Below are 19,931 nucleotides of genomic sequence, written 5' to 3'. Positions count from 1 at the left end.
ATTTGGTGGGGCATTAAGTAGTGAGTGCTGTTAGCGGAAGCGGGGCGTTTAGCCCGTGCTGAGTAATAAGTAAGGAGTAATGACTATTGACTATTGACTATTGACTAATTCCATTTGAGGTGATAAAGAATGCCTGTAGAAACTGATAATAATAAAAAAATCAAACCGCCGAGGTTACGGCAATTTGGTGGTAGCTTTCTGATTTTGCTGACTTTATTGTTACTGCTAAATTTCATTGTTCCTAGCTTTTTCGGCCCGCGATTGCCACAAGTCCCCTATAGTGATTTTATTGCTCAAGTCCAAGCAGGGAATGTAGATAAAGCCATTGTAGGCGGCGATCGCATTGAATATTCTCTCAAAACCCAAACTTCTGAAGGTCAAGCCACTCAACAGGTATTTCTCACCACACCAGTAGCTATTGACTTGGATTTACCGAAAATTCTCCGTGAGAATAACGTTGAGTTTGCTGCACCTCCACCAAATCAAAATGGTTGGATTGGGACTTTACTTAGTTGGGTAGCACCCCCGTTAATTTTCTTCGGTATTTGGGGCTTTTTAATTAATCGTCAAGGTGGCGGCCCGGCTGCATTGACTGTAGGTAAAAGTAAAGCACGCATTTACTCTGAAGGTAGCACCGGCGTAAAATTCCCCGATGTGGCTGGGGTAGACGAAGCTAAAGCCGAATTAGAAGAAATTGTGGATTTCTTGAAGAATGCAGGTAAATACACCCAATTAGGCGCGAAAATCCCCAAAGGTGTGCTGTTAGTAGGGCCACCGGGAACTGGTAAGACATTACTGGCAAAAGCGATCGCTGGGGAAGCTGGTGTACCATTCTTTAGTATCTCTGGTTCGGAATTTATTGAGTTATTCGTCGGTGTGGGTGCGGCGCGGGTGCGTGACTTGTTTGAACAAGCTAAAAAACAAGCCCCCTGTATTGTCTTCATCGATGAGTTAGACGCACTGGGTAAATCTCGCGGTGGTGCTGGTGGCTTTGTTGGTGGTAACGATGAACGGGAACAAACCCTCAACCAGCTACTCACAGAAATGGATGGCTTTGACGCTAATACCGGTGTGATTATCATCGCTGCTACTAACCGTCCCGAAGTTCTTGACCCCGCTTTGCGCCGTCCTGGTCGCTTCGACCGTCAAGTTGTGGTAGACCGTCCTGATAAAATTGGTCGAGAAGCGATTCTCAAAGTCCACGCCAGAAACGTCAAACTAGCTGATGATGTAGAATTGGGAGCGATCGCCATTAAAACACCAGGTTTTGCTGGTGCAGATTTAGCCAACCTCGTTAATGAGGCTGCACTGTTAGCTGCTAGACAAAATCGCCCGGCTGTTGTGATGGCTGATTTCAATGAAGCGATTGAACGGGTGGTGGCTGGTTTAGAAAAACGCTCCCGTGTGTTAAATGAGACTGAAAAGAAAACCGTCGCCTATCACGAAGTTGGTCATGCCATCATTGGGGCTTTGATGCCTGGGGCTGGCAGAGTTGAGAAAATTTCTGTAGTTCCCCGTGGTGTGGGTGCATTGGGTTATACAATTCAAATGCCCGAAGAAGACCGCTTTTTAATGATTGAAGATGAAATTCGCGGTCGGATTGCTACCCTGTTGGGTGGACGTTCCGCCGAAGAAGTTGTCTTTGGTAAGGTTTCCACCGGCGCGAGTGATGACATTCAAAAAGCCACTGACTTAGCAGAACGCTATGTCACTTTATATGGAATGAGTGACCAATTAGGGCCAGTAGCATTTGAAAAGATTCAACAACAATTCCTCGAAGGTTACGGTAATCCCCGACGTTCCATTAGTCCGAAGGTGGCTGAGGAAATTGACCGCGAAGTTAAGCAAATCGTGGATAATGCTCACCACATCGCCTTGAGTATTTTGCAACATAACCGTGAGTTGTTAGAAGAAACAGCCCAGGAACTATTGCAAAAAGAAATTCTCGAAGGTACAGCACTGCGGGAACGTCTCAAACAAGTGAAAACACCAGACGAACTCTCAGAATGGTTGCGAACAGGTAAGTTATCACCAGATAAACCCTTGCTGCAAACATTGTTGGTGTAGGGGAAGAAAGGCAAAAGGTAAAAGGCAAAAGGTAAAAGGTAAAAAATCATCTTTTACCTTTTGCCCTTTTTCGTCCCCAATCCCCCATTAAATATTCATACTGTTGATTTTTAGCTTGCTCAACAAAATACCATTCTCGTCAATGTCGGGTATTTTAATTTACATAAATATGTAATTGTGGAAAGCGATCGCTCTCCCCAGACTATAGTGAAATTTATACTGGCTACGTAAAATAGTCGGGGATCAATTTTATTCTGGATAATTTCAAATAGCTGACCATGTTACAAAATATTAAAACAAACCTCTATCTTTGGAGATAAATTGCTGACAAAGATGAATTGTTTTAAAAGCAAAACCAAAATCGATTTTTTTTTGTTATCGTGATCCCAAAGGAAAGATTAAGCAATCAAGCAAGATAGAAAACACGATATTGCGTGTCTATTGGGCTGGGAATTGACAAATCAAAAAATTAGTCAAAAACACACTTATTATCAACAACCAGAGTAACATCGGGGAGGTAATTTTTATGGTTACAGTATCTCATCAGGCTGTGGCTCAATTCTCTAAAGAGAAATCGCTTGTTCTCTGGTTTGATGAAGTGGGAATTGCAGATATTGGTTTAGTGGGTGGGAAGAATGCGTCTTTAGGGGAAATGATTCAACAGTTAACACCCAAAGGTGTGAATGTACCCACAGGCTTTGCGACTACTGCTTATGCTTATCGTTATTTCATGGAGTCGGCGGGTTTAGAAGAGAAATTACGAGCATTATTTGCAGATTTAGATGTAGAAGATGTCAAAAAATTACAAGCTAGAGGAAAACAGGCGCGATCGCTCCTGATGAATACACCTTTTCCGGTAGAATTACGACAGGCGATCGCTCATGCTTACAAAAGTCTGTGTGAACTGTACAACCCTAATACAGATGTTGCTGTGCGTTCTAGTGCTACCGCCGAAGATTTACCAGATGCGAGTTTCGCCGGACAGCAAGAAACCTATTTAAATGTGGTTGGTGTTGAAGGTGTATTAACAGCTTGCCATCGTTGTTTTGCGTCTCTCTTTACCGATAGGGCAATTTCCTATCGTCACACCAAAGGATTTGACCATTTTAGCGTTGCTTTGGCGGTGGGTGTGCAGAAAATGGTGCGTTCTGACCTAGCAACCTCTGGGGTGATGTTTTCTATTGATACAGAAACAGGCTTTAAAGATGCAGCTTTAATTACTGCTGCTTATGGCTTAGGGGAAAACGTCGTTCAAGGAACAGTTAACCCCGATGAATATTATGTATTTAAACCCACATTAAAAGACGGCTTTCGCCCCATCATTGATAAAAAATTGGGCAGTAAAGAATTAAAAATGGTCTACGATGAAGGCGCAAATTTGACGAAAAATATTCCTGTATCCACCGTAGAACGAAATAAATTTGCTTTGAGTGATGCAGAGATTTTACAACTAGCAGATTGGGCTTGTTTAATTGAAGAACATTATTCCCAAGTCCACGGAACTTACACACCGATGGATATTGAATGGGCTAAAGATGGGATTACTAATCAACTATTTATCGTACAGGCGCGTCCAGAAACCGTCCAGTCGCAGAAAAATGGCAATGTTTTGCGGAGTTATCGGCTTTTAGGGCATGGGGCATGGGGCATGGGGCATGGGGAACAGGGGAGACAAAGTAATGACTCAGCACTCCCCACTCAGCACTCTCCACTCCCCACTCAGCACTCTCCACGGGCTAAACGCCCCGCTTCCGCTAACAGCACTCCCCACTCCCCACTCACCACTGGTAGGGCAATAGGTGAAGCTATTAGTCAGGGGAAAGTGCGGGTGATTTTGGATGTGAAAGAAATTGATAGCTTCCAAGCTGGGGAGGTGTTAGTTACCCAGAGAACAGATCCCGACTGGGAACCGATTATGAAACGCGCCAGCGCAATTATTACCAATGCTGGGGGACGGACTTGTCATGCTGCAATTATCGCACGGGAATTAGGTGTGCCGGCGATCGTTGGTTGTGGTAATGCGACGGAGGTTTTAACCACAGGACAAGAAGTGACAGTTTCTTGTGCGGAAGGGGAAGAGGGTAAAGTGTACGCAGGTTTATTACCCTTTGAAGTGGAAGAGGTAGCCTTAGAAAATTTACCCCGTACTCGTACCCAGATTTTAATGAATGTGGGAAATCCCCAAGAAGCTTTGAGTTTATCTGCAATTCCTAACGATGGCGTAGGTTTGGCGCGGACTGAGTTTATTATTGCTAACCAAATCCAAATTCATCCTTTAGCGTTAATTTACTACGACAAATTAGAAGATGCCCAAGCTAAAGCCAAAATAGCTGCTATTACGGCTATGTATGCAGATAAGCCGCAGTATTTTGTCGATAAATTAGCCCAAGGCATAGGCAGAATTGCGGCTGCGTTTTATCCTAAACCTGTGATTGTGCGGATGTCTGACTTTAAGAGTAATGAGTACGCCAATTTGGAAGGTGGGAGACAATTTGAACCGAAAGAAGAAAACCCGATGTTGGGTTGGCGGGGTGCAGCCAGATATTATGATGAAGGTTATAGAGAAGGTTTCGCCCTAGAGTGTCAAGCCATTAAACGGGTACGGGAAGAAATGGGTTTAACCAACGTTATTCCGATGATTCCCTTCTGTCGCACTCCCGAAGAGGGACGGTTAGTTTTAGCAGAGATGGCAAAAAATGGACTTGAACAAGGCGTGAATAACTTGCAAGTTTATGTCATGTGCGAGTTACCCAGTAACGTGATTATGGCGGAACAGTTTGCTGAGGTATTTGACGGTTTCTCTATAGGTTCTAATGATTTAACTCAGTTGACATTAGGATTAGATAGAGATTCGGCTTTAGTGGCACGACTGTTTGATGAACGCAGTCCGGCTGTGAAGCAAATGGTCAAAATGGCTATCGAAGCAGCGAAAAAACACAACCGCAAAATCGGGATTTGTGGACAAGCACCCAGCGACTACCCCGAATTTACTCAGTTTTTGGTAGAACAGGGAATTGATTCGATTAGTCTCAATCCTGATTCGGTTTTGAAGACTATGTTAGAAGTAGCGAAGGTAGAGAAGAGTTAACAAGAAATAGTTAACAACTGAGTAAAAATATTGCTGAATGCGCGGATATGTGTAAAACCATCCGCGCATTTTATACTTGTTGACTATTGACTAAATGTACGGGCGGGTTTAACCAAAATAACTGTTTGACAACGTGAATATCTCACAGAACCCGCCCCCACTAACTGTTGACTGTTATTCATACTAAGTTGCTTTCAGAAATAGTATTCCTACACCCCACACTCCCCACACTCCCCACCCCAGGTTACTATCTTTGAGAGCAACTTGGTATCAGTCTGGGTATTCGCTATTTTCCAGCCACCATTGCTGGCATTAATACTGCGTCAATAACGTGAATCACTCCATTATCAGCGAGGATGTCTGTTTGTAGGACTTTAGCATTGTTGACCTTAAACCCATCTTTGGTGGATTCAATTGCTAGAACTGATCCTTCTACTGTTTCTGCTTCTTCAATTTGTGCTAAATCATCAGACCTAACATCGCCAAAGGCCATATGATATGTCACAATCTTTTTGAGCTTGGAGATATCTTTTTGCAATGCTTCTAAAGTTCCCTCTGGTAACTTTGCAAAAGCTTCGTCAGTAGGTGCGAACAGCGTCAGTGAACCTGGACTTTTGAGGGTATCCAAGATTTGTGCAGCTTCAGCAGCCTGGACTAATTTATTGAAAGTTCCAGCTTTGACAGCAGTTTCCACAATGTTAGCCATAATATTTGGTTAATTTATTAACTTCACAGTTACCACCAACTTATAAACAGACAAAAGTGGTTAACCTCTATCAAGAGAAAGGTTACAAGCAATCTCACCCTCAAAGAAGCATATGAACAAGCAGGGGTGCAGGGTGCAGGGGAGAAAACCACCCATAAGGAGTGGGGCTTCAACCAACAGAGACTCATGAGCAGGGGAGCTTGTACATCGCAACGGGCAAGGTTTTTACCTCTCCCCCTGCCTCTTATAAGCTTCCGTTCTCAGCCTGGTGAGAGAACCACTGAGAATTTCTCAGATTAATTTCGCACTCATTTCTCCTATTGTTTGGTTTCTACTAAGGCTTTGTACTCAACAGATGTAGATTTCCGTCCAGAGAGGTCATACAGTAAACCCATAAGTGCAGGTACAACTGTAGGTGTCAAAATTGTGGAAAATGCTAAACCACCAGTGAGGACGATACCTAATCCTTGATAGAGTTCTGAACCTTGTCCTGGTAGCACTGCTAAAGGTAACATCCCGATGACGCTTGTTCCTGCCGACATGAAAATGGCTCGGAGGCGATCGCTTGTGGCATTATACAAGGAAGCATCATAATCTTCGCCTGCTTGTTGGAGTTGTAAGGCTCTATCAACTAACAAAATGGCGTTATTGACAACGATACCTGTCAAAATCACGAAACCCAATGCCGTAATCATATCTAACGCCACATTCATTCCTGGAATGTTGTTGGCAATGACTAAACTTAATAGTGCGCCACTCATCCCCATTGGGACAGTCGCCATAATTACTACTGGGTACAAGAAGGAACGATATAAAGCCACCAGTAGTAGATATGTAATGAAAATCGAAAACACAAACGCTAAGGCTAATTCACTGACTGTTTTAGCTAATTGGTCGGCTGAACCTGCTAATTCTAAACTGTAATCTGGGGGAAGACTCGCCCGTAATGGTGCTAAAATTTCCGCTTCGGTACGTTCTACTAATGTTCCTAGCGGCGCGTCGGGTGCGACGGAGACAGTGAGACTAATGGAACGTTCTAAGTTAACGTGATTAATTACATCTGGCCCTGTGGTTTCCTTAATTTCAGCCACATCACCGAGTTGTACCTGTCGCCCTTGGCTGTAGAGTGGTAATTGCCGCAGTTGTTCTGGTGTCTCGACGGCTGTGTTTTGGAGTTCTACTGACACGTCGAGTTCTTCTTTACCATCAATATAATTAGAGGCGATGCGTCCCCCCAAAGCAGCTTCTACCATTGAACCAATTTCGGCTTCTGAAAGCCCTACTTCTGCCAGACGTTCACGGTTAGGAATCACTTGCAGTTCAGCCGCACCGGCGACGTAGTTAGAACGGACGTTCTGCACGCCGGGAAGTTGGCGTAATTTGGCGGTGATTTGCTTTTCTATGTCACCCAACTGATTTAAGTCATCTCCGACGATATCCACCTCAAATTCCTTACCAGGATCGCGGAAAATCGATATACGTGTGGGAACTATGAAGCGGTAGCCAGCAAAGTTCCCAGTTTGGGCGCGTAACCTGTCTACCATTTCAGCTAAACCTTGAGTGGTGGCAAATTCCGGTTTTAAAATAGTCGCAATTCCCCGTAATGCCCCTGGACGGTCAACGTATAAAGTACGCTCTACCTCTGGTTGCGATCGCAAAAATTCTCGTATGGGTTCAGATTGGCGAATGGCTTCGGGAATGCTTGTCCCTGGTAAGGGTTCAGCCCTAACCACCACTAAGTTACGATTCCCTTCTGGTAAATAATCCGCAGGTGGCAATAATAACACACTCACAAATAATAATACCAAGGGAATTGACAGCACTAACAACCGTCTACCAACCCGCTTCCGTCCTAATGACCAACTGACTGTAGAAGCGAGAAAGTTTTCTAATTTACCTTGAAAATGGCGAAATACTAAAGAAGTTTTCGCCACCGCCCGTTCTAACCAATTACCACCCCGATATTCTCCCCCCTCCATCATTTGCATTGCTTCTGATTGTTTGAGGAAGAGTCCCGACAGCATGGGAACTAAAGTTAAAGCCGCAAATAAGGAAAATAGAGAAGATGCAGAAAGGGTAATTGCCATATCTGCATACAGTCGTCCTGCTTCACCTGTCACCATCAGTAAGGGTGCAAATACTACCACGTTAGTTAAGGTAGAACCCAACATTGCCCCCCAGACTTCCTGGGTAGCCTCAATTGCCGCGCGCAAGGGACTTTTACCCTGTTGCATCTGGGTGAAGATATTCTCAATTACCACGATCGCATTATCTACAACCATCCCCACAGCAAAGGCTAGTCCTGCCAAACTAATAATATTGAGTGTTCGTCCCAACGCAGACATAACAATAAACACCATCACTAAAGTTGTAGGGATAGTAATCGCCACTACCGCTACAGTCCGCATTGAACCCAGGAACAAAATCAAGACAATGGTAGCCAGTAACGCCCCCGTTACCAAGTTTCCTTGCACAAACGCCACTGATTGATTAATGTATTGACTTTCGTCGTAGTTGTAAGCAAAGCGAATCCCTTGATTTTGTTGATCAAACTCGGCTTGCAGTGCAGTAATTTCTGCCCTCACACCCTTAGCCACCTCTGGGACATTCGCCCCAATTTGACGAATTACCCCAATGGCTACCCCTGGTTTACCATTGAAAATCAAAGCACTATCTTGGGGTTTGCGTCCCATTTGTACCTGTGCCACATCCCGCAGGTAAACTGTACCTGATTGGTCACGCCGTAAAACAAAACCCTCAATTTCCGATAAATCCTGGGAACGGCTGACGGTACGAACACGGTATTCTCTGCGTCCTAAAATTAACGGGCCGCCCCGAATATCACGGTTATTTTCCCGCAGTACCCGGACGACATCACCGATAGTTAAATTGCGATCGCTTAATGCTTTGGGGTCAATTTTGACTTCTACTTCCCGTTGTTGTCCACCTACTAATAAAAATTGCCCAGTTCCCTGCACTCGCCGCAGTCTGGGAATCACGACTTCCTCGGCTAAATCACGATAGCGGTTAGAATCTGGTTCAAATCCTTCCTTAGTATCAAAAGGAATCCACATCATCGGGGAACTGTTACCACCCACTAATTCCACACTCGATTCTTGGGCTTCTGGGGGTAAATCGTTCACCTGCTGCAAACGGTTGATCACATCAATCATCCGTTCCTGCACATTGGCATTTTGGGCAAATTCCAGTGTAATACTACTACGTCCCGCACGGGAGCTACTGCTGATTTCCTGGACTCCCAATACCTGTTCCATCTGTTCCTCAATGGGACGGGTGATTAAATCTTCCACCTCCGAAGGGCCTGCGCCTGGGTAGGTTGTGGTGATGGTAATTTCCGGGCGATCGCCTCCTGGTTGCAATTCCAAAGGTAAGCTGAATAGGGAAAATACACCCAAAATTGCCAATAAGCAGAAGAGGACAAACGTGCCGTGTCGCCAACGTACAGCAGTTTCGATGAATTTCATAGTTAGGGGATTGGGGACTGGGGATTGGGATTTGTTTATGGTTTTGACCTCTCTCCAAACCTCTCTCCTACAAGGAGAGAGGCTTTGAGTCTTACTCCCCTTCCCTGGTAGGGAAGGGGTTGGGGGTTAGGTCTTTACTTCACAACTTTCACAGGCACGCCATCTTGCAAGCCGTCACCGCCACGGAGGACAATGGCTTGACCTGTCTTAAGAGTGGGATGATAAATGGCCACTTTTTCACCCATGTCTGCAACCATCTCTACTTCTAGTTGTTGGGCTTTGTTCTCAGCCACGGTGAAGACTAACCATTTATCTTGTCTTCTGGTTAAAGCATCTCTAGAAACTACAAAACTAGAACGGTTTGAAGGCATAGTTAAATTACCTGCGATCGCCATTCCTGGTAATAATCCAGAGGGTGGATTGTTAATTTGGACACGCACCCGTTGACGGCGGGAGGCGGGGTCAGCCGAGGGAACGACGGCTGTAATTCTAGCTCGTTGTTTCCACTGCGGTAAGGCACGGGCTGTTAAGTCGATAGTCATACCAGGGTTAACTTGACCACTGAGTTGTTCTGGTAACTCTAGGAAAATATCGAAGCGATCGCCTGCTACTAAAGTGACAATTTCCCCAGAACTTTGGACTAAATCACCGTTACTGATGTGTCGTGTCTGTACCATCCCAGATTGCGCTGCTACAATCCTGGTACGTTGCTGTGCTAGTTCGGCTTGGGCTAAGTTAGCTTTAGCTGCGGCGACATTAGCTTTTTGGGCGGCGATTTCTTCCCGAATTGGCCCGGCTTTGGCTTCGGAAAGTTGCGCTTGGGCTTCTAATAGTTCCCCTCGGATATCATCTAATCTAGCTTGTGCTTCCACTAATAATCTCTGCGATAAAGCTCCCTCTTTCACTAAGTCGCTGGTGCGCTTGAGGTTGTCTTGGGCTTCCCTCTCCCTGGCTTGAGCTGATTTCACCGCCGCCTGACGCTGGGCGATAATTTCTGGACGCGTCCCTACTTCTAAGCGGGCTAAATTGCTGATTTGCTGTGCTAATTGCGCTCTAGCTTGAGAAATTGCCAATTTTTGGTCAGAGTCATCTAGAACTGCAATCACCATCCCTGCCTTGACGCGATCGCCTGGCTGCACTAAGATTTCTCTGACAATACCGCCAGTTTGGGCGCGGAGTGTAGATTGTTGAGTTGCTTCCACCTGTCCCAAAAGCTGTACACTTCTGGTAGCAGTTCCCCTGGCTAGGGTAGTAGTTTCAATCGGACGCGGTGGTTGTACCTGTCGCTGTTGGGCTACAGAAGGTTGTGGTGTCCCACCAGGAATCAACATCCGCCACAAAATTGCACCCCCAGTTAGCAAACCAATAACCAATAATGTCCGCAACCAAGGTTTACCAGAACGGACTGGTACTAACTCAGAAGAAGACACAGAACTGTCTGACGGGGTTTCAGGTGTTGAAACTTGAGCTTCAGAAGTATCCATAGCGTTAGACGGCAGACTATTGAGGGATCAGTGTTGAAATTGCTAGAAATTAGCTCCCCTGTAGTTTCGCAAATGAATATGACAAAATAATGACGAATTTTATATTTAGATTAAAAAAGATTACGAAAATTAGTCAATAGTCAATAGTCAACAGTCAACAGTCAATAGTCAACAGTCAATTACTGCAACTTTTGATAACGAATCAGTTCTTTGACTCTTTCCTGTGATAAGCCTAATTCCCGACTTAGTTTAGCTTCTATGCGTTTGGGTTCGGTGATTGCAAACTCAAATATCATGGTTTTGAGGACGGAATGATTGGTTGTTACCTTTACCATCGAAATCCCTTGTGACTGAAGAATTTCCGCCTCAATAGCCACTACCTTTTTCATCATCTGGCGTGTTGATTGGGTATTGACTTGCAAATATTTTTTGTGGTTATGGGTGCGACTCAGTATTTGATCACCAATCAAACCACTTCCCAGCCAAAAAACTAACCCAATTAACGGCAAAGATAACCAAAACACAAAACCTAAGTTATGTAAGACGCGAACAAAGTTAGGTTGATACATAGATTTGGGCATTGGGCATTGGGAATGGGGCATTGAGCCAAAATTCTAGCTTGTATACCTTGTTGTTTCTCATCTCTCATTCTCCAGCCTAACTGTGACATTTTTATGTCACCTTGTTTGGTTAATGTGAGAATTAGTAAGTACAAATCATAGTTACTTGAGTAAATGCGATGCTGATCTTACTGGTAGAAGATGACCCAGAGCAATTAGAACCTCTGCGAGCAGCATTGTTGAAAGGCGGACATTTAGTTGATGCGATCGCAGATGGTGAAACGGCTCAATGGTACGCTTTTCGTAAAGACTATGATTTACTGATTTTAGATTGGATGTTACCCAAGGTCAGTGGTGTAGAACTGTGTCAAATATATCGCCAAGCCGGTAAACTCTCGCCAGTGCTGATGTTGACAGCAAAAGACACTGTAGCAGATAAAGTCATGGGATTAGATGCGGGGGCTGATGATTACCTAGTCAAGCCCGTGGATGTGCTAGAGTTATTGGCACGAGTGAGGGCTTTGGGTAGGCGATCGCCAATGTGGCAAGGTGATATTCTCACCCTAGAAGATTTACACCTGCATTTAGCCAGTTTGACGATTGAACGAGGAACAGCCACAACTCAACTTTCTAGTCGAGAATTCCAATTAATGGAATATCTCATGCGCCATCCCCGTCAAGTTCTATCCCATGATCAAATTGAACAAGCCTTATGGAGTTACGGAGAAGAACCCGAAAGTAACGCCATCACCACCCTAGTGCGCCGCCTCCGCCAACGCCTGCAAGTCGTAGACGCAAGAGATTGGCTAGAAACAGTCCATCGCGTCGGTTATCGGCTGAATCCGCCTGGTTAGGTAATGAGTAATGAGTAATGAGTAATGAGTAATGAGTGCTGACTATCAACTAATGACTATTGACTAATGACTATTGAGTAATGAGTGCTGACTATCAACTAATGACTATTGACTAATGACTATTGACTATTGACTATTGACTATTGACTAAAAATGTTTGACTCTAGCCGCCGTAATCTTGCTCACTGGTTTGCTTTATCGATGGGGGGGATTTTATTTGCTTTTGCGGGGGTGGGTTATTGTTTGAATGTGGAAGAGCAATTACGATTGTTCGATGATGAATTGTTTCAGCAAGGTAAAAGCTTTGCGACGAAAAATCAGTATTATTTGTATCAAAGTCAATGGCAAAATCCCCCAGAAAAAAATCAGTTAGAAAATGGTGCTGGTTTGAATGGGGGTATGATTTATGCTCGGTGGTATAACTCGCAAAAACAACTTGTACAGTTTATCGGCTCATCTGGTGATAAACAGTTAACTACAGAGCAGATGTTTCAAACGCTACAAGTATCCAGGAGTACAGAAAAGCCTGACTACAATCCATTATGGGTTCGTCAAGTTACTATTCCCATCGTTCAAGATAAGGAACTCATCGGCTATTTTCAGACAGCCGCGCCTATGGACTCTCTTCGCCACAGTCTAAATCAGGCGCGATTATTCTTAGCTTTGGGTGTTCCGATTACTTTTGGTGTGATTGGGATTACAGGATGGTTTTTAGGTGGTTTGGCGATGCGTCCATCTCTGCGCGCTTATCAACAATTACAGCGTTTCACCGCCGATGCTTCCCATGAATTGCGGACACCTGTAGCCACTGTATTAAGTAATGCTCAAGTTGCTTTGATGCCACCGGAAGACATCATCGAACAAAGACAGCGATTACAAAAGATTGTGGAAACGGCTAAGTCTATGAGTGTGTTGATTAATAACTTGCTGTTTTTGTCACGCAATGATGGTTCTCTAGCTGAGACTACGTTACAACAGATTGATCTGCGGGACATATTGCGATCGCTCAATTCTGAATTCACCCCTCAAGCCGTGGCGCAAAATCTCAATTTCAGCACACATCTACCAGAACAATCAGTAATGCTGCGTGCAGACGTAAATTTACTCAAACAAGCTGTGATTAATCTCCTCAGTAACGCATTCAAATATACGCCAGCAGAAGGTAAAGTACAGTTACTTCTTTTAGTCCAGTCTCATCACGTTATCATTCAAGTCGTAGATAATGGTATCGGCATTCCCGCACCTGACTTACCCTATATTTTTGATCGCTTTTATCGAGTAGACACCGTGCGTTCTCGCCAAACAGGAGGTTTTGGACTAGGACTTGCGATCGCACAACAAATAGTCCAAGCCCATCAAGGACAAATATCTGTTAAAAGTATAGTTGGTCAAGGTTCAACTTTTGAAATTGATTTGCCGTTGAAGGGGTAGGGGTTGGGATTGGGCAGGGGGCAGGGGGCAGGGAGATAAACTAATGACTAATGACTAATGACTAATGACTAAAAACATTTATCGCCTGTGCTTAGTAGGGATTTTCTTAATATCCCTGGCTTTACGTTTTTGGGGACTGGATAGATTTAATACTTTAGTGTTTGATGAAGTTTATTACGCTAAGTACGGTAATGACTATCTCACCCATACCCAATTTTTTGACGCACATCCGCCTTTAGGTAAATATATGATTGCTATAGGAATTTGGCTGAGTAGCCATTTTCCATTTTGGCAAGAATCAGTTAATGGACTTACAGGTTCATTGCGATCGCCTTGGAGTTATCGCTGGATGAATGCTTTATCTGGCTCATTTATTCCCTTGATTATCGCCAATATTGCCTATCAATTAAGTTACCGTCGCAGTTTTGCAGTTCTCTCAGGTTTATTCGCTGCTTTAGATGGTATCTTTATTGTCGAGTCCCGCTACGCTTTGATTAATATTTATATAGTTTTGTTTGGATTATTGGGGCAATTTTTATTTTTATTAGCCCTGTCCCAGAAACAAAAAACTAGATTAGTGTATTTAGGATTGGCAGGTGTCGCTCTTGGGGCTTCCTGTGCCACAAAATGGAATGGTGTCTTTTTTTTAGTGGGTATCTATGCCATTTGGGGATTCGCTTGGATCTACGAATTAATTACTCATAAACATGAACTTGCGAAAATTATCATAAATTTATTGGAATTTTCTATAAATAACTCATCTCATCAAAAAGAATCTCATATTTCCCCACTTTTACCAATACAAAAATTGACACAAATTAATATTGGTCAATGTATATTATTTCTGGGAATTATTCCTCTGAGTGTTTATAGTCTCATTTGGATTCCTCATCTGCAAATCAATAACCAATTTGGATTTATTGCAGTACATGAGCAAATTTTTGCATTTCATAAGGAACTATCCGGTAATTCTCCTACAGTTCATCCCTATTGTGCGGCTTGGTATAAATGGCCGTTACTAACTCGACCGATGGCTTATTATTATCAAACAGCACATCGCATAACTGATCCGCTACCAGTTTTCGGCCCACCTTTACCCGCTAATGCAGGAGGTGTGGTTTATGATGTCCACGCACTGGGAAATCCTTTCTTATGGTGGTTTGGTGCTGTAGCTATCTTATTTTTACTGTTGATGCTTGTCGCGCCAATTGTAATTCCTATTTTGAAGCAAAGACGATTGTTACTGCCAGAAAATCTCTCTGTTGAAACGTGGGTGGCGTTATATTTAGTCTTGAATTATTTTGTGAATTTACTACCTTGGGTGAGAGTTACAAGGTGTGTATTTATCTATCATTATATGACGGGTGTAGTGTTTGCTTTTTTAGCGATCGCCTGGTTTGTAAATCAATGTCTATATAGTTATCATCGCTCACTGCGAGTTGTTGGCGTAACTATTTCTTTCATGATTATTGCCGCTTTTGTATTCTGGCTGCCGATTTATTTAGGTTTACCTATTTCACCTGAAGGCTATCGAATGAGAATGTGGTTTAATTCTTGGATTTGATATTGGGGAATAGTCATTAGTCAGTAGGGGCGGGTTCTGTGAGCGATTTACTTTGTCAAACGGAGATTTTGCTTAAATCCACCGTACATTAGTCATTAATTATCAGGTTCATTGTCTAGTTCGCTGAATTTTATCTTTTCTTTAGGTTTACATAGCTAAATATAAACTGCTTAATCAATCATTTAGGTTTTTATATTTCTTATCTGTAATTATCTTTACTAACTGTTAGACTGTAAAACGCAGACGGTGTAGAAATTAACTGTCTTTATGTTACTTAGGAGACAAAATATAGTACCTTTGTAAAGGTCATTTGGGGTAAGAATAGCAGAATTAAGTGACAAATACAGCACAATCAGAAAATAAACAACGATATGTTGCTAAATAGATGATTCTTACGCCATTTCAATCAGAATTGACAAGTTTTTAATTGAGAGATCGGAAAAATTCAAATTGAGTGGTTGGCTATCGGAATTTTAGGTTTTAAATTTTGGATAATGGCATGAAATCGAAAAATCTAAAATCTAAAATTGTTTGACTCTCATTTTGATGACACCAGAGAGTAAAAAAGGATATTTATTTATGACAATAGGCTTGGAAATAGCAGATATTAATGTCAAAAGTTTAAAAGAAGCTCCAATTCATCTTTCTAGTCAAATTCAACCACATGGGGTGGTATTAGTTTTAGAAGAACCAGACTTGAAAGTATTACAAGTTAGCAATAATACCTGGGAAAATTTAGGGGTTAATGCTGAATCTGTTTTAGGGAAAACATTAGAAGAGTTACTAGATTCTTTTCAAGTTGAGCGCATCAAGACGGGATTACTAAAAGAAAATATCGACTTTATTAATCCTACAAAGTTGTGGATGCCCAAGAAAGGAGGGGATTATGTAGTCTTTGATGGTGTATTTCAAAGAAATGCTGAAGGATTTTTAATTTTAGAATTAGAGCCTGCTATTTCTCAAGAAAATATCCCATTCTTAAGTTTTTATCATTTAGCCAAAGCATCAATTAACGAGCTAGAAAAAACCGCAAATGTGCGAGATTTTTGTCAGATAATTGTGCAGGAAGTCAGTAAAGTCACAGGTTTTGACCGAGTGATGTTATATAAATTCGATGATGATGGACATGGTTCTGTACTAGCGGAAGAAAAAATCCCTAGTCTGGAGTCATATTTAGGACTGCATTATCCCGAATCGGATATTCCGAAACCAGCCAGAAAATTATTTATTTCTAACTCGATTCGTCTGATACCAGATGCTCAGGCGCAACCTGTGCAGATGATACCAGTGAAAAATCCCATCAGCGATCGCCCACTAGATTTAACTAATTCTATCCTCAGAAGTGCTGCACCTTGTCACTTGGAATACTTACACAACATGGGTGTCGGTGCGTCCTTAACTATTTCCCTAATTAAAGACCAAAAACTCTGGGGATTAATCGCCTGTCACCATCAAACACCAAAATATGTTTCCTACGAATTACGCAAAGCCTGCGAATTTTTAGGCAGAGTGATATTTGCAGAACTATCAGCCAGAGAAGAAACCGAAGATTACGATTATCGGATGAATCTTACCCATATTCAATCATTATTGGTTGAATATATGTCTCAAGAAGACAATTTTATTGATGGGTTAGTCAAACATCAGCCTAATCTTTTGGATTTAACCTCTGCTAAAGGTGCGGCTGTTTGTTGTGGTGATAAATTTACCTTGATTGGTGAAACTCCCAAAGAAGAAGAATTAGTGTTTCTGATGCAATGGCTAAAAAATAACATTGACTCAGAAATTTTTTATACTGATTCTTTGCCAAAACTTTATCCCGATGCAGAAAGGTTTAAAAATGTCGCGAGTGGTTTATTAGCCATTCCCATTTCCCATCGTAATTATGTATTGTGGTTTAGACCGGAAGTAATTCAAACAGTGAATTGGGGTGGTGATCCCAATAGAGCCTTTGAAGTGAGCCAGTCTGAAGGAAACTTGCGGCTATGTCCCCGTAAATCCTTTGAACTGTGGAAACAGACAGTCCGCCTCACCTCCTTGCCTTGGAAATACGTAGAAATTAAAGCCGCGCTAGAATTGAGAAAGGCAATTGTTAACATTGTCCTCCGCCAAGCCGATGAACTCGCAGAGTTAGCGCAAGATTTAGAACGTTCCAACGCCGAACTGAAAAAGTTTGCTTACGTTGCTTCCCATGATTTGCAAGAACCACTCAACCAAGTTGCAAATTATGTGCAGTTGTTAGCAATGCGCTATGAAGATGAGTTAGATATAGACGCAAAAGAGTTTATTAACTACGCCGTTGAAGGTGTCAGCCTCATGCAGACATTAATTGACGATGTCTTAGCATACTCCAAAGTAGACACCCAAGCGATCGCTTTCCAACTCACCGAAGTCGAAAGCGCACTCGAAAAAGCTCTGAGCAACTTACGCCAAAGAATTGTGGAAACTAAAGCCGCTATCACCCATGATCCCTTACCCATCGTCATGGCTGGTAGTACCCAGCTCATGCAATTATTCCAAAACTTAATTGCTAACGCCATCAAATTCCGCAGCAACAAACCACCCCAAATTCACATCGGCGCAGAAAGGCTAGAAGACGAGTGGTTATTCTCAGTCAAGGATAACGGAATTGGTATCGACCCACAATTTAGCGATCGCATTTTTGTCATCTTCCAACGCCTCCACACCAGAGACGAATATCAAGGTACAGGAATGGGTTTAGCCATCTGTAAAAAGATCATCGAATGTCATCGCGGACGCATTTGGGTAGAATCACAACTTGGTGAAGGTGCAACCTTCTACTTTACGATTCCAGTCGGGGGACGAGAGCGTGAGCGTAGAAATGGAAGAAAAACTCAAAACAATATTTCTAGTTGAGGATAACAAAGCAGATATTCGCCTCATCCAAGAAGCCTTTAAAAATAGCTCCATACCGCACCAAGTAATTACAGTCCGGGATGGTATGGACGCTATGGCTTATCTCCGCCGTGAAGGTGAATATACTAATGCGCTACGTCCTGATTTGATTTTGTTAGATTTAAACCTACCAAAAAAAGATGGTCGAGAAGTATTAGCAGAAATTAAAAATGACCCAGCATTAAAACGTATTCCCGTAGTAGTATTAACAACATCGAGAAACGAAGATGATATTTTTCACAGCTACGAATTACACGTAAATTGCTACATCACCAAATCCCGCAACCTCAGCCAACTATTCCAAATTGTCAAAGGAATCGAGGAATTTTGGCTATCTACCGTCACGCTACCGCCAATTTAGGGGTATAGGGGTGTAGGGGACAAGGTAGACAAGCTAGAGAAAGTAATTTCTTTACCCAGTCCCCATTCCCCATCCTTGAAAAATTCTTAGTTTTGAATTTGAATTTTGAATTTTGAATTTTGTAGCTTGCTTCCCGTAGGGTATTTTGAATTTTGAATTGATATTAGGGGGTGAAACCAAGAAAATGATCCTTGGACATTCAGTCACGATTTTATTAATTGAGGACAACATAGCAGAAGCGAGGTTATTACAAGAATATTTGCAACAAGCTGAATCAAAACAGTTTTCCCTAGTTCATGTGAAGCGATTAGGAGATGCACTCAACGCCCTGCGTCACAAGAATTATGATGTGATTTTATTAGACTTGACTTTGCCCGACTCTCAAGGATTATCATCTCTATCTTTATTGATAGAGCAATCCCCTAGTATACCAATTGTCGTACTGACTAATACTAACGATGAAGATTTAGCAATTGAAGCAGTCCGCCAAGGCGCGCAAGATTACCTAGTCAAACGACAGGTAAATGTCCATGTTTTAGTGCGTGCTTTATGTTATGCGATTGAACGCAAGCAAACTTTAGAAAGCTTACGCATTCTTAATAAATCTTTAGAAAATCGGGTAGAGGAAAGCACAGCCGAACTGGTCAAGGCTCAAGAAATTAACCAGTTTAAATCAGAGTTTGTGTCGATGTTTTCCCATGATATTCGTAATCCTTTAAATACTATTCTGTTAGCGGCTGGATTGCTACAAGATAACGAAGAGAAACTGAGTCAAGAAAAAAAACATTCTCATTTTCAAATGATTCGTTCCGCAATCAAAAATATGGCACAGCTATTAGATGAAGTATCATTCATCGGCAAAGCTGATGCAGGTAAACTCCGATGTGATCTGATTGCTGTCGATTTAGAAGCATTTTGTAGGCAATTAGTAGAAGAATTTCAATTAGCTATTAAAGATAAGCAAATAAAAGTTATCTTTAACTGCCCGCAACCATTAGAACCAATACTATTAGATGAAAGTTTATTCCGTCATATATTAGGGAATTTATTGGGGAATGCTATTAAGTATTCCAACCCAGAAGGTCAAGTAAAATTAGAATTATTAAATCAAGAAAAAACTATAACTTTAAGAATTCAAGATTCGGGTATTGGTATTTCTATTGAAGATCAAAAACAATTATTTCAACCTTTCCATCGTGGCGATAATGTTGGCGGTATTTCGGGTACAGGCTTGGGTTTAGCCATTGTCAAAAAATGCGTGGACGCTCACGAAGGAGAGATTTTTGTAGATAGTGAAGTAGGTGTTGGCACAACGGTTACAGTCATATTTCCGAAGACATAGGGATTGGGCATTGGGCATTGGGAATAGAGTAAATGATTTAGAAAAAATCAATATTAATATTAATACCCCATGC

General features: G+C 42.4%; 12 protein-coding genes. 8 read left to right on the top strand and 4 right to left on the bottom strand.

Features of this window, described 5'->3' with window-relative positions; translation table 11 throughout:
* The first annotated feature begins 129 nt into the window (after window positions 1–129).
* A complete protein-coding gene (gene ftsH, locus CLI64_RS09960) occupies window positions 130–2,067 on the top strand; it encodes an ATP-dependent zinc metalloprotease FtsH (protein WP_103137077.1) in 1,938 nt (645 codons plus the stop codon).
* Window positions 2,068–2,593: 526 nt separating this feature from the next.
* Window positions 2,594–5,155, top strand: a complete 2,562-nt coding sequence (gene ppsA / locus CLI64_RS09955; protein ID WP_103137076.1) for a phosphoenolpyruvate synthase — start codon at window positions 2,594–2,596, stop codon at window positions 5,153–5,155.
* Window positions 5,156–5,441: 286 nt separating this feature from the next.
* On the opposite strand, the gene CLI64_RS09950 is transcribed toward ppsA, so the two are convergent.
* From CLI64_RS09950 to CLI64_RS09935, 4 genes are all read right to left on the bottom strand, one after another.
* Window positions 5,442–5,861: a fasciclin domain-containing protein gene (locus tag CLI64_RS09950; RefSeq protein ID WP_103137075.1), complete on the bottom strand. Its 420-nt coding sequence runs from the start codon at window positions 5,859–5,861 to the stop codon at window positions 5,442–5,444.
* A gap of 317 nt (window positions 5,862–6,178) precedes the next feature.
* Entirely contained in the window at window positions 6,179–9,346 is a 3,168-nt protein-coding gene (locus CLI64_RS09945) for an efflux RND transporter permease subunit (RefSeq protein WP_103137074.1), read from the bottom strand.
* A gap of 134 nt (window positions 9,347–9,480) precedes the next feature.
* On the bottom strand, window positions 9,481–10,830 hold the full coding sequence (locus CLI64_RS09940; protein ID WP_103137073.1) for an efflux RND transporter periplasmic adaptor subunit: 1,350 nt from the start codon (window positions 10,828–10,830) through the stop codon (window positions 9,481–9,483).
* A 179-nt stretch (window positions 10,831–11,009) separates the two neighbouring features.
* Complete coding sequence (locus CLI64_RS09935) at window positions 11,010–11,411, bottom strand: hypothetical protein (protein ID WP_225977553.1); 402 nt, start codon at window positions 11,409–11,411, stop codon at window positions 11,010–11,012.
* Window positions 11,412–11,569: 158 nt separating this feature from the next.
* Here CLI64_RS09935 and CLI64_RS09930 point away from each other — a divergent pair, with 158 nt between their 5' ends.
* The 6 genes from CLI64_RS09930 (at window position 11,570) to CLI64_RS09905 (ending at window position 19,858) form a co-directional block, all read left to right on the top strand.
* The gene (locus CLI64_RS09930) at window positions 11,570–12,244 is read left to right on the top strand and encodes a response regulator transcription factor (protein ID WP_103137072.1); all 675 of its coding nucleotides are present in this window, start codon (window positions 11,570–11,572) and stop codon (window positions 12,242–12,244) included.
* A 153-nt stretch (window positions 12,245–12,397) separates the two neighbouring features.
* Window positions 12,398–13,675 carry a cell wall metabolism sensor histidine kinase WalK gene (locus CLI64_RS09925; RefSeq protein ID WP_103137071.1) on the top strand — a complete coding sequence of 426 codons (1,278 nt, stop codon included), beginning with the start codon at window positions 12,398–12,400 and terminating at the stop codon, window positions 13,673–13,675.
* A gap of 64 nt (window positions 13,676–13,739) precedes the next feature.
* Window positions 13,740–15,239 carry a dolichyl-phosphate-mannose--protein mannosyltransferase gene (locus CLI64_RS09920; protein ID WP_103137070.1) on the top strand — a complete coding sequence of 500 codons (1,500 nt, stop codon included), beginning with the start codon at window positions 13,740–13,742 and terminating at the stop codon, window positions 15,237–15,239.
* Between the two features lie 579 nt (window positions 15,240–15,818).
* Complete coding sequence (locus CLI64_RS09915; protein WP_103137069.1) at window positions 15,819–18,116, top strand: ATP-binding protein; 2,298 nt, start codon at window positions 15,819–15,821, stop codon at window positions 18,114–18,116.
* Window positions 18,070–18,516, top strand: a complete 447-nt coding sequence (locus CLI64_RS09910; protein WP_103137068.1) for a response regulator — start codon at window positions 18,070–18,072, stop codon at window positions 18,514–18,516. Before CLI64_RS09915 ends, CLI64_RS09910 begins: the two co-directional genes overlap by 47 nt.
* A gap of 187 nt (window positions 18,517–18,703) precedes the next feature.
* Window positions 18,704–19,858 (top strand): hybrid sensor histidine kinase/response regulator, encoded by a 1,155-nt coding sequence (locus CLI64_RS09905; protein WP_103140661.1) that lies wholly within the window; start codon window positions 18,704–18,706, stop codon window positions 19,856–19,858.
* The last annotated feature ends 73 nt before the right edge of the window (window positions 19,859–19,931 follow it).

Origin of the sequence: Nostoc sp. CENA543, from assembly GCF_002896875.1 — a bacterium.
Taxonomy (GTDB): Bacteria; Cyanobacteriota; Cyanobacteriia; order Cyanobacteriales; family Nostocaceae; genus Trichormus.
Note: the sequence above shows the minus strand (reverse complement) of the source record. Positions and strands in the feature narration are given on the sequence as shown.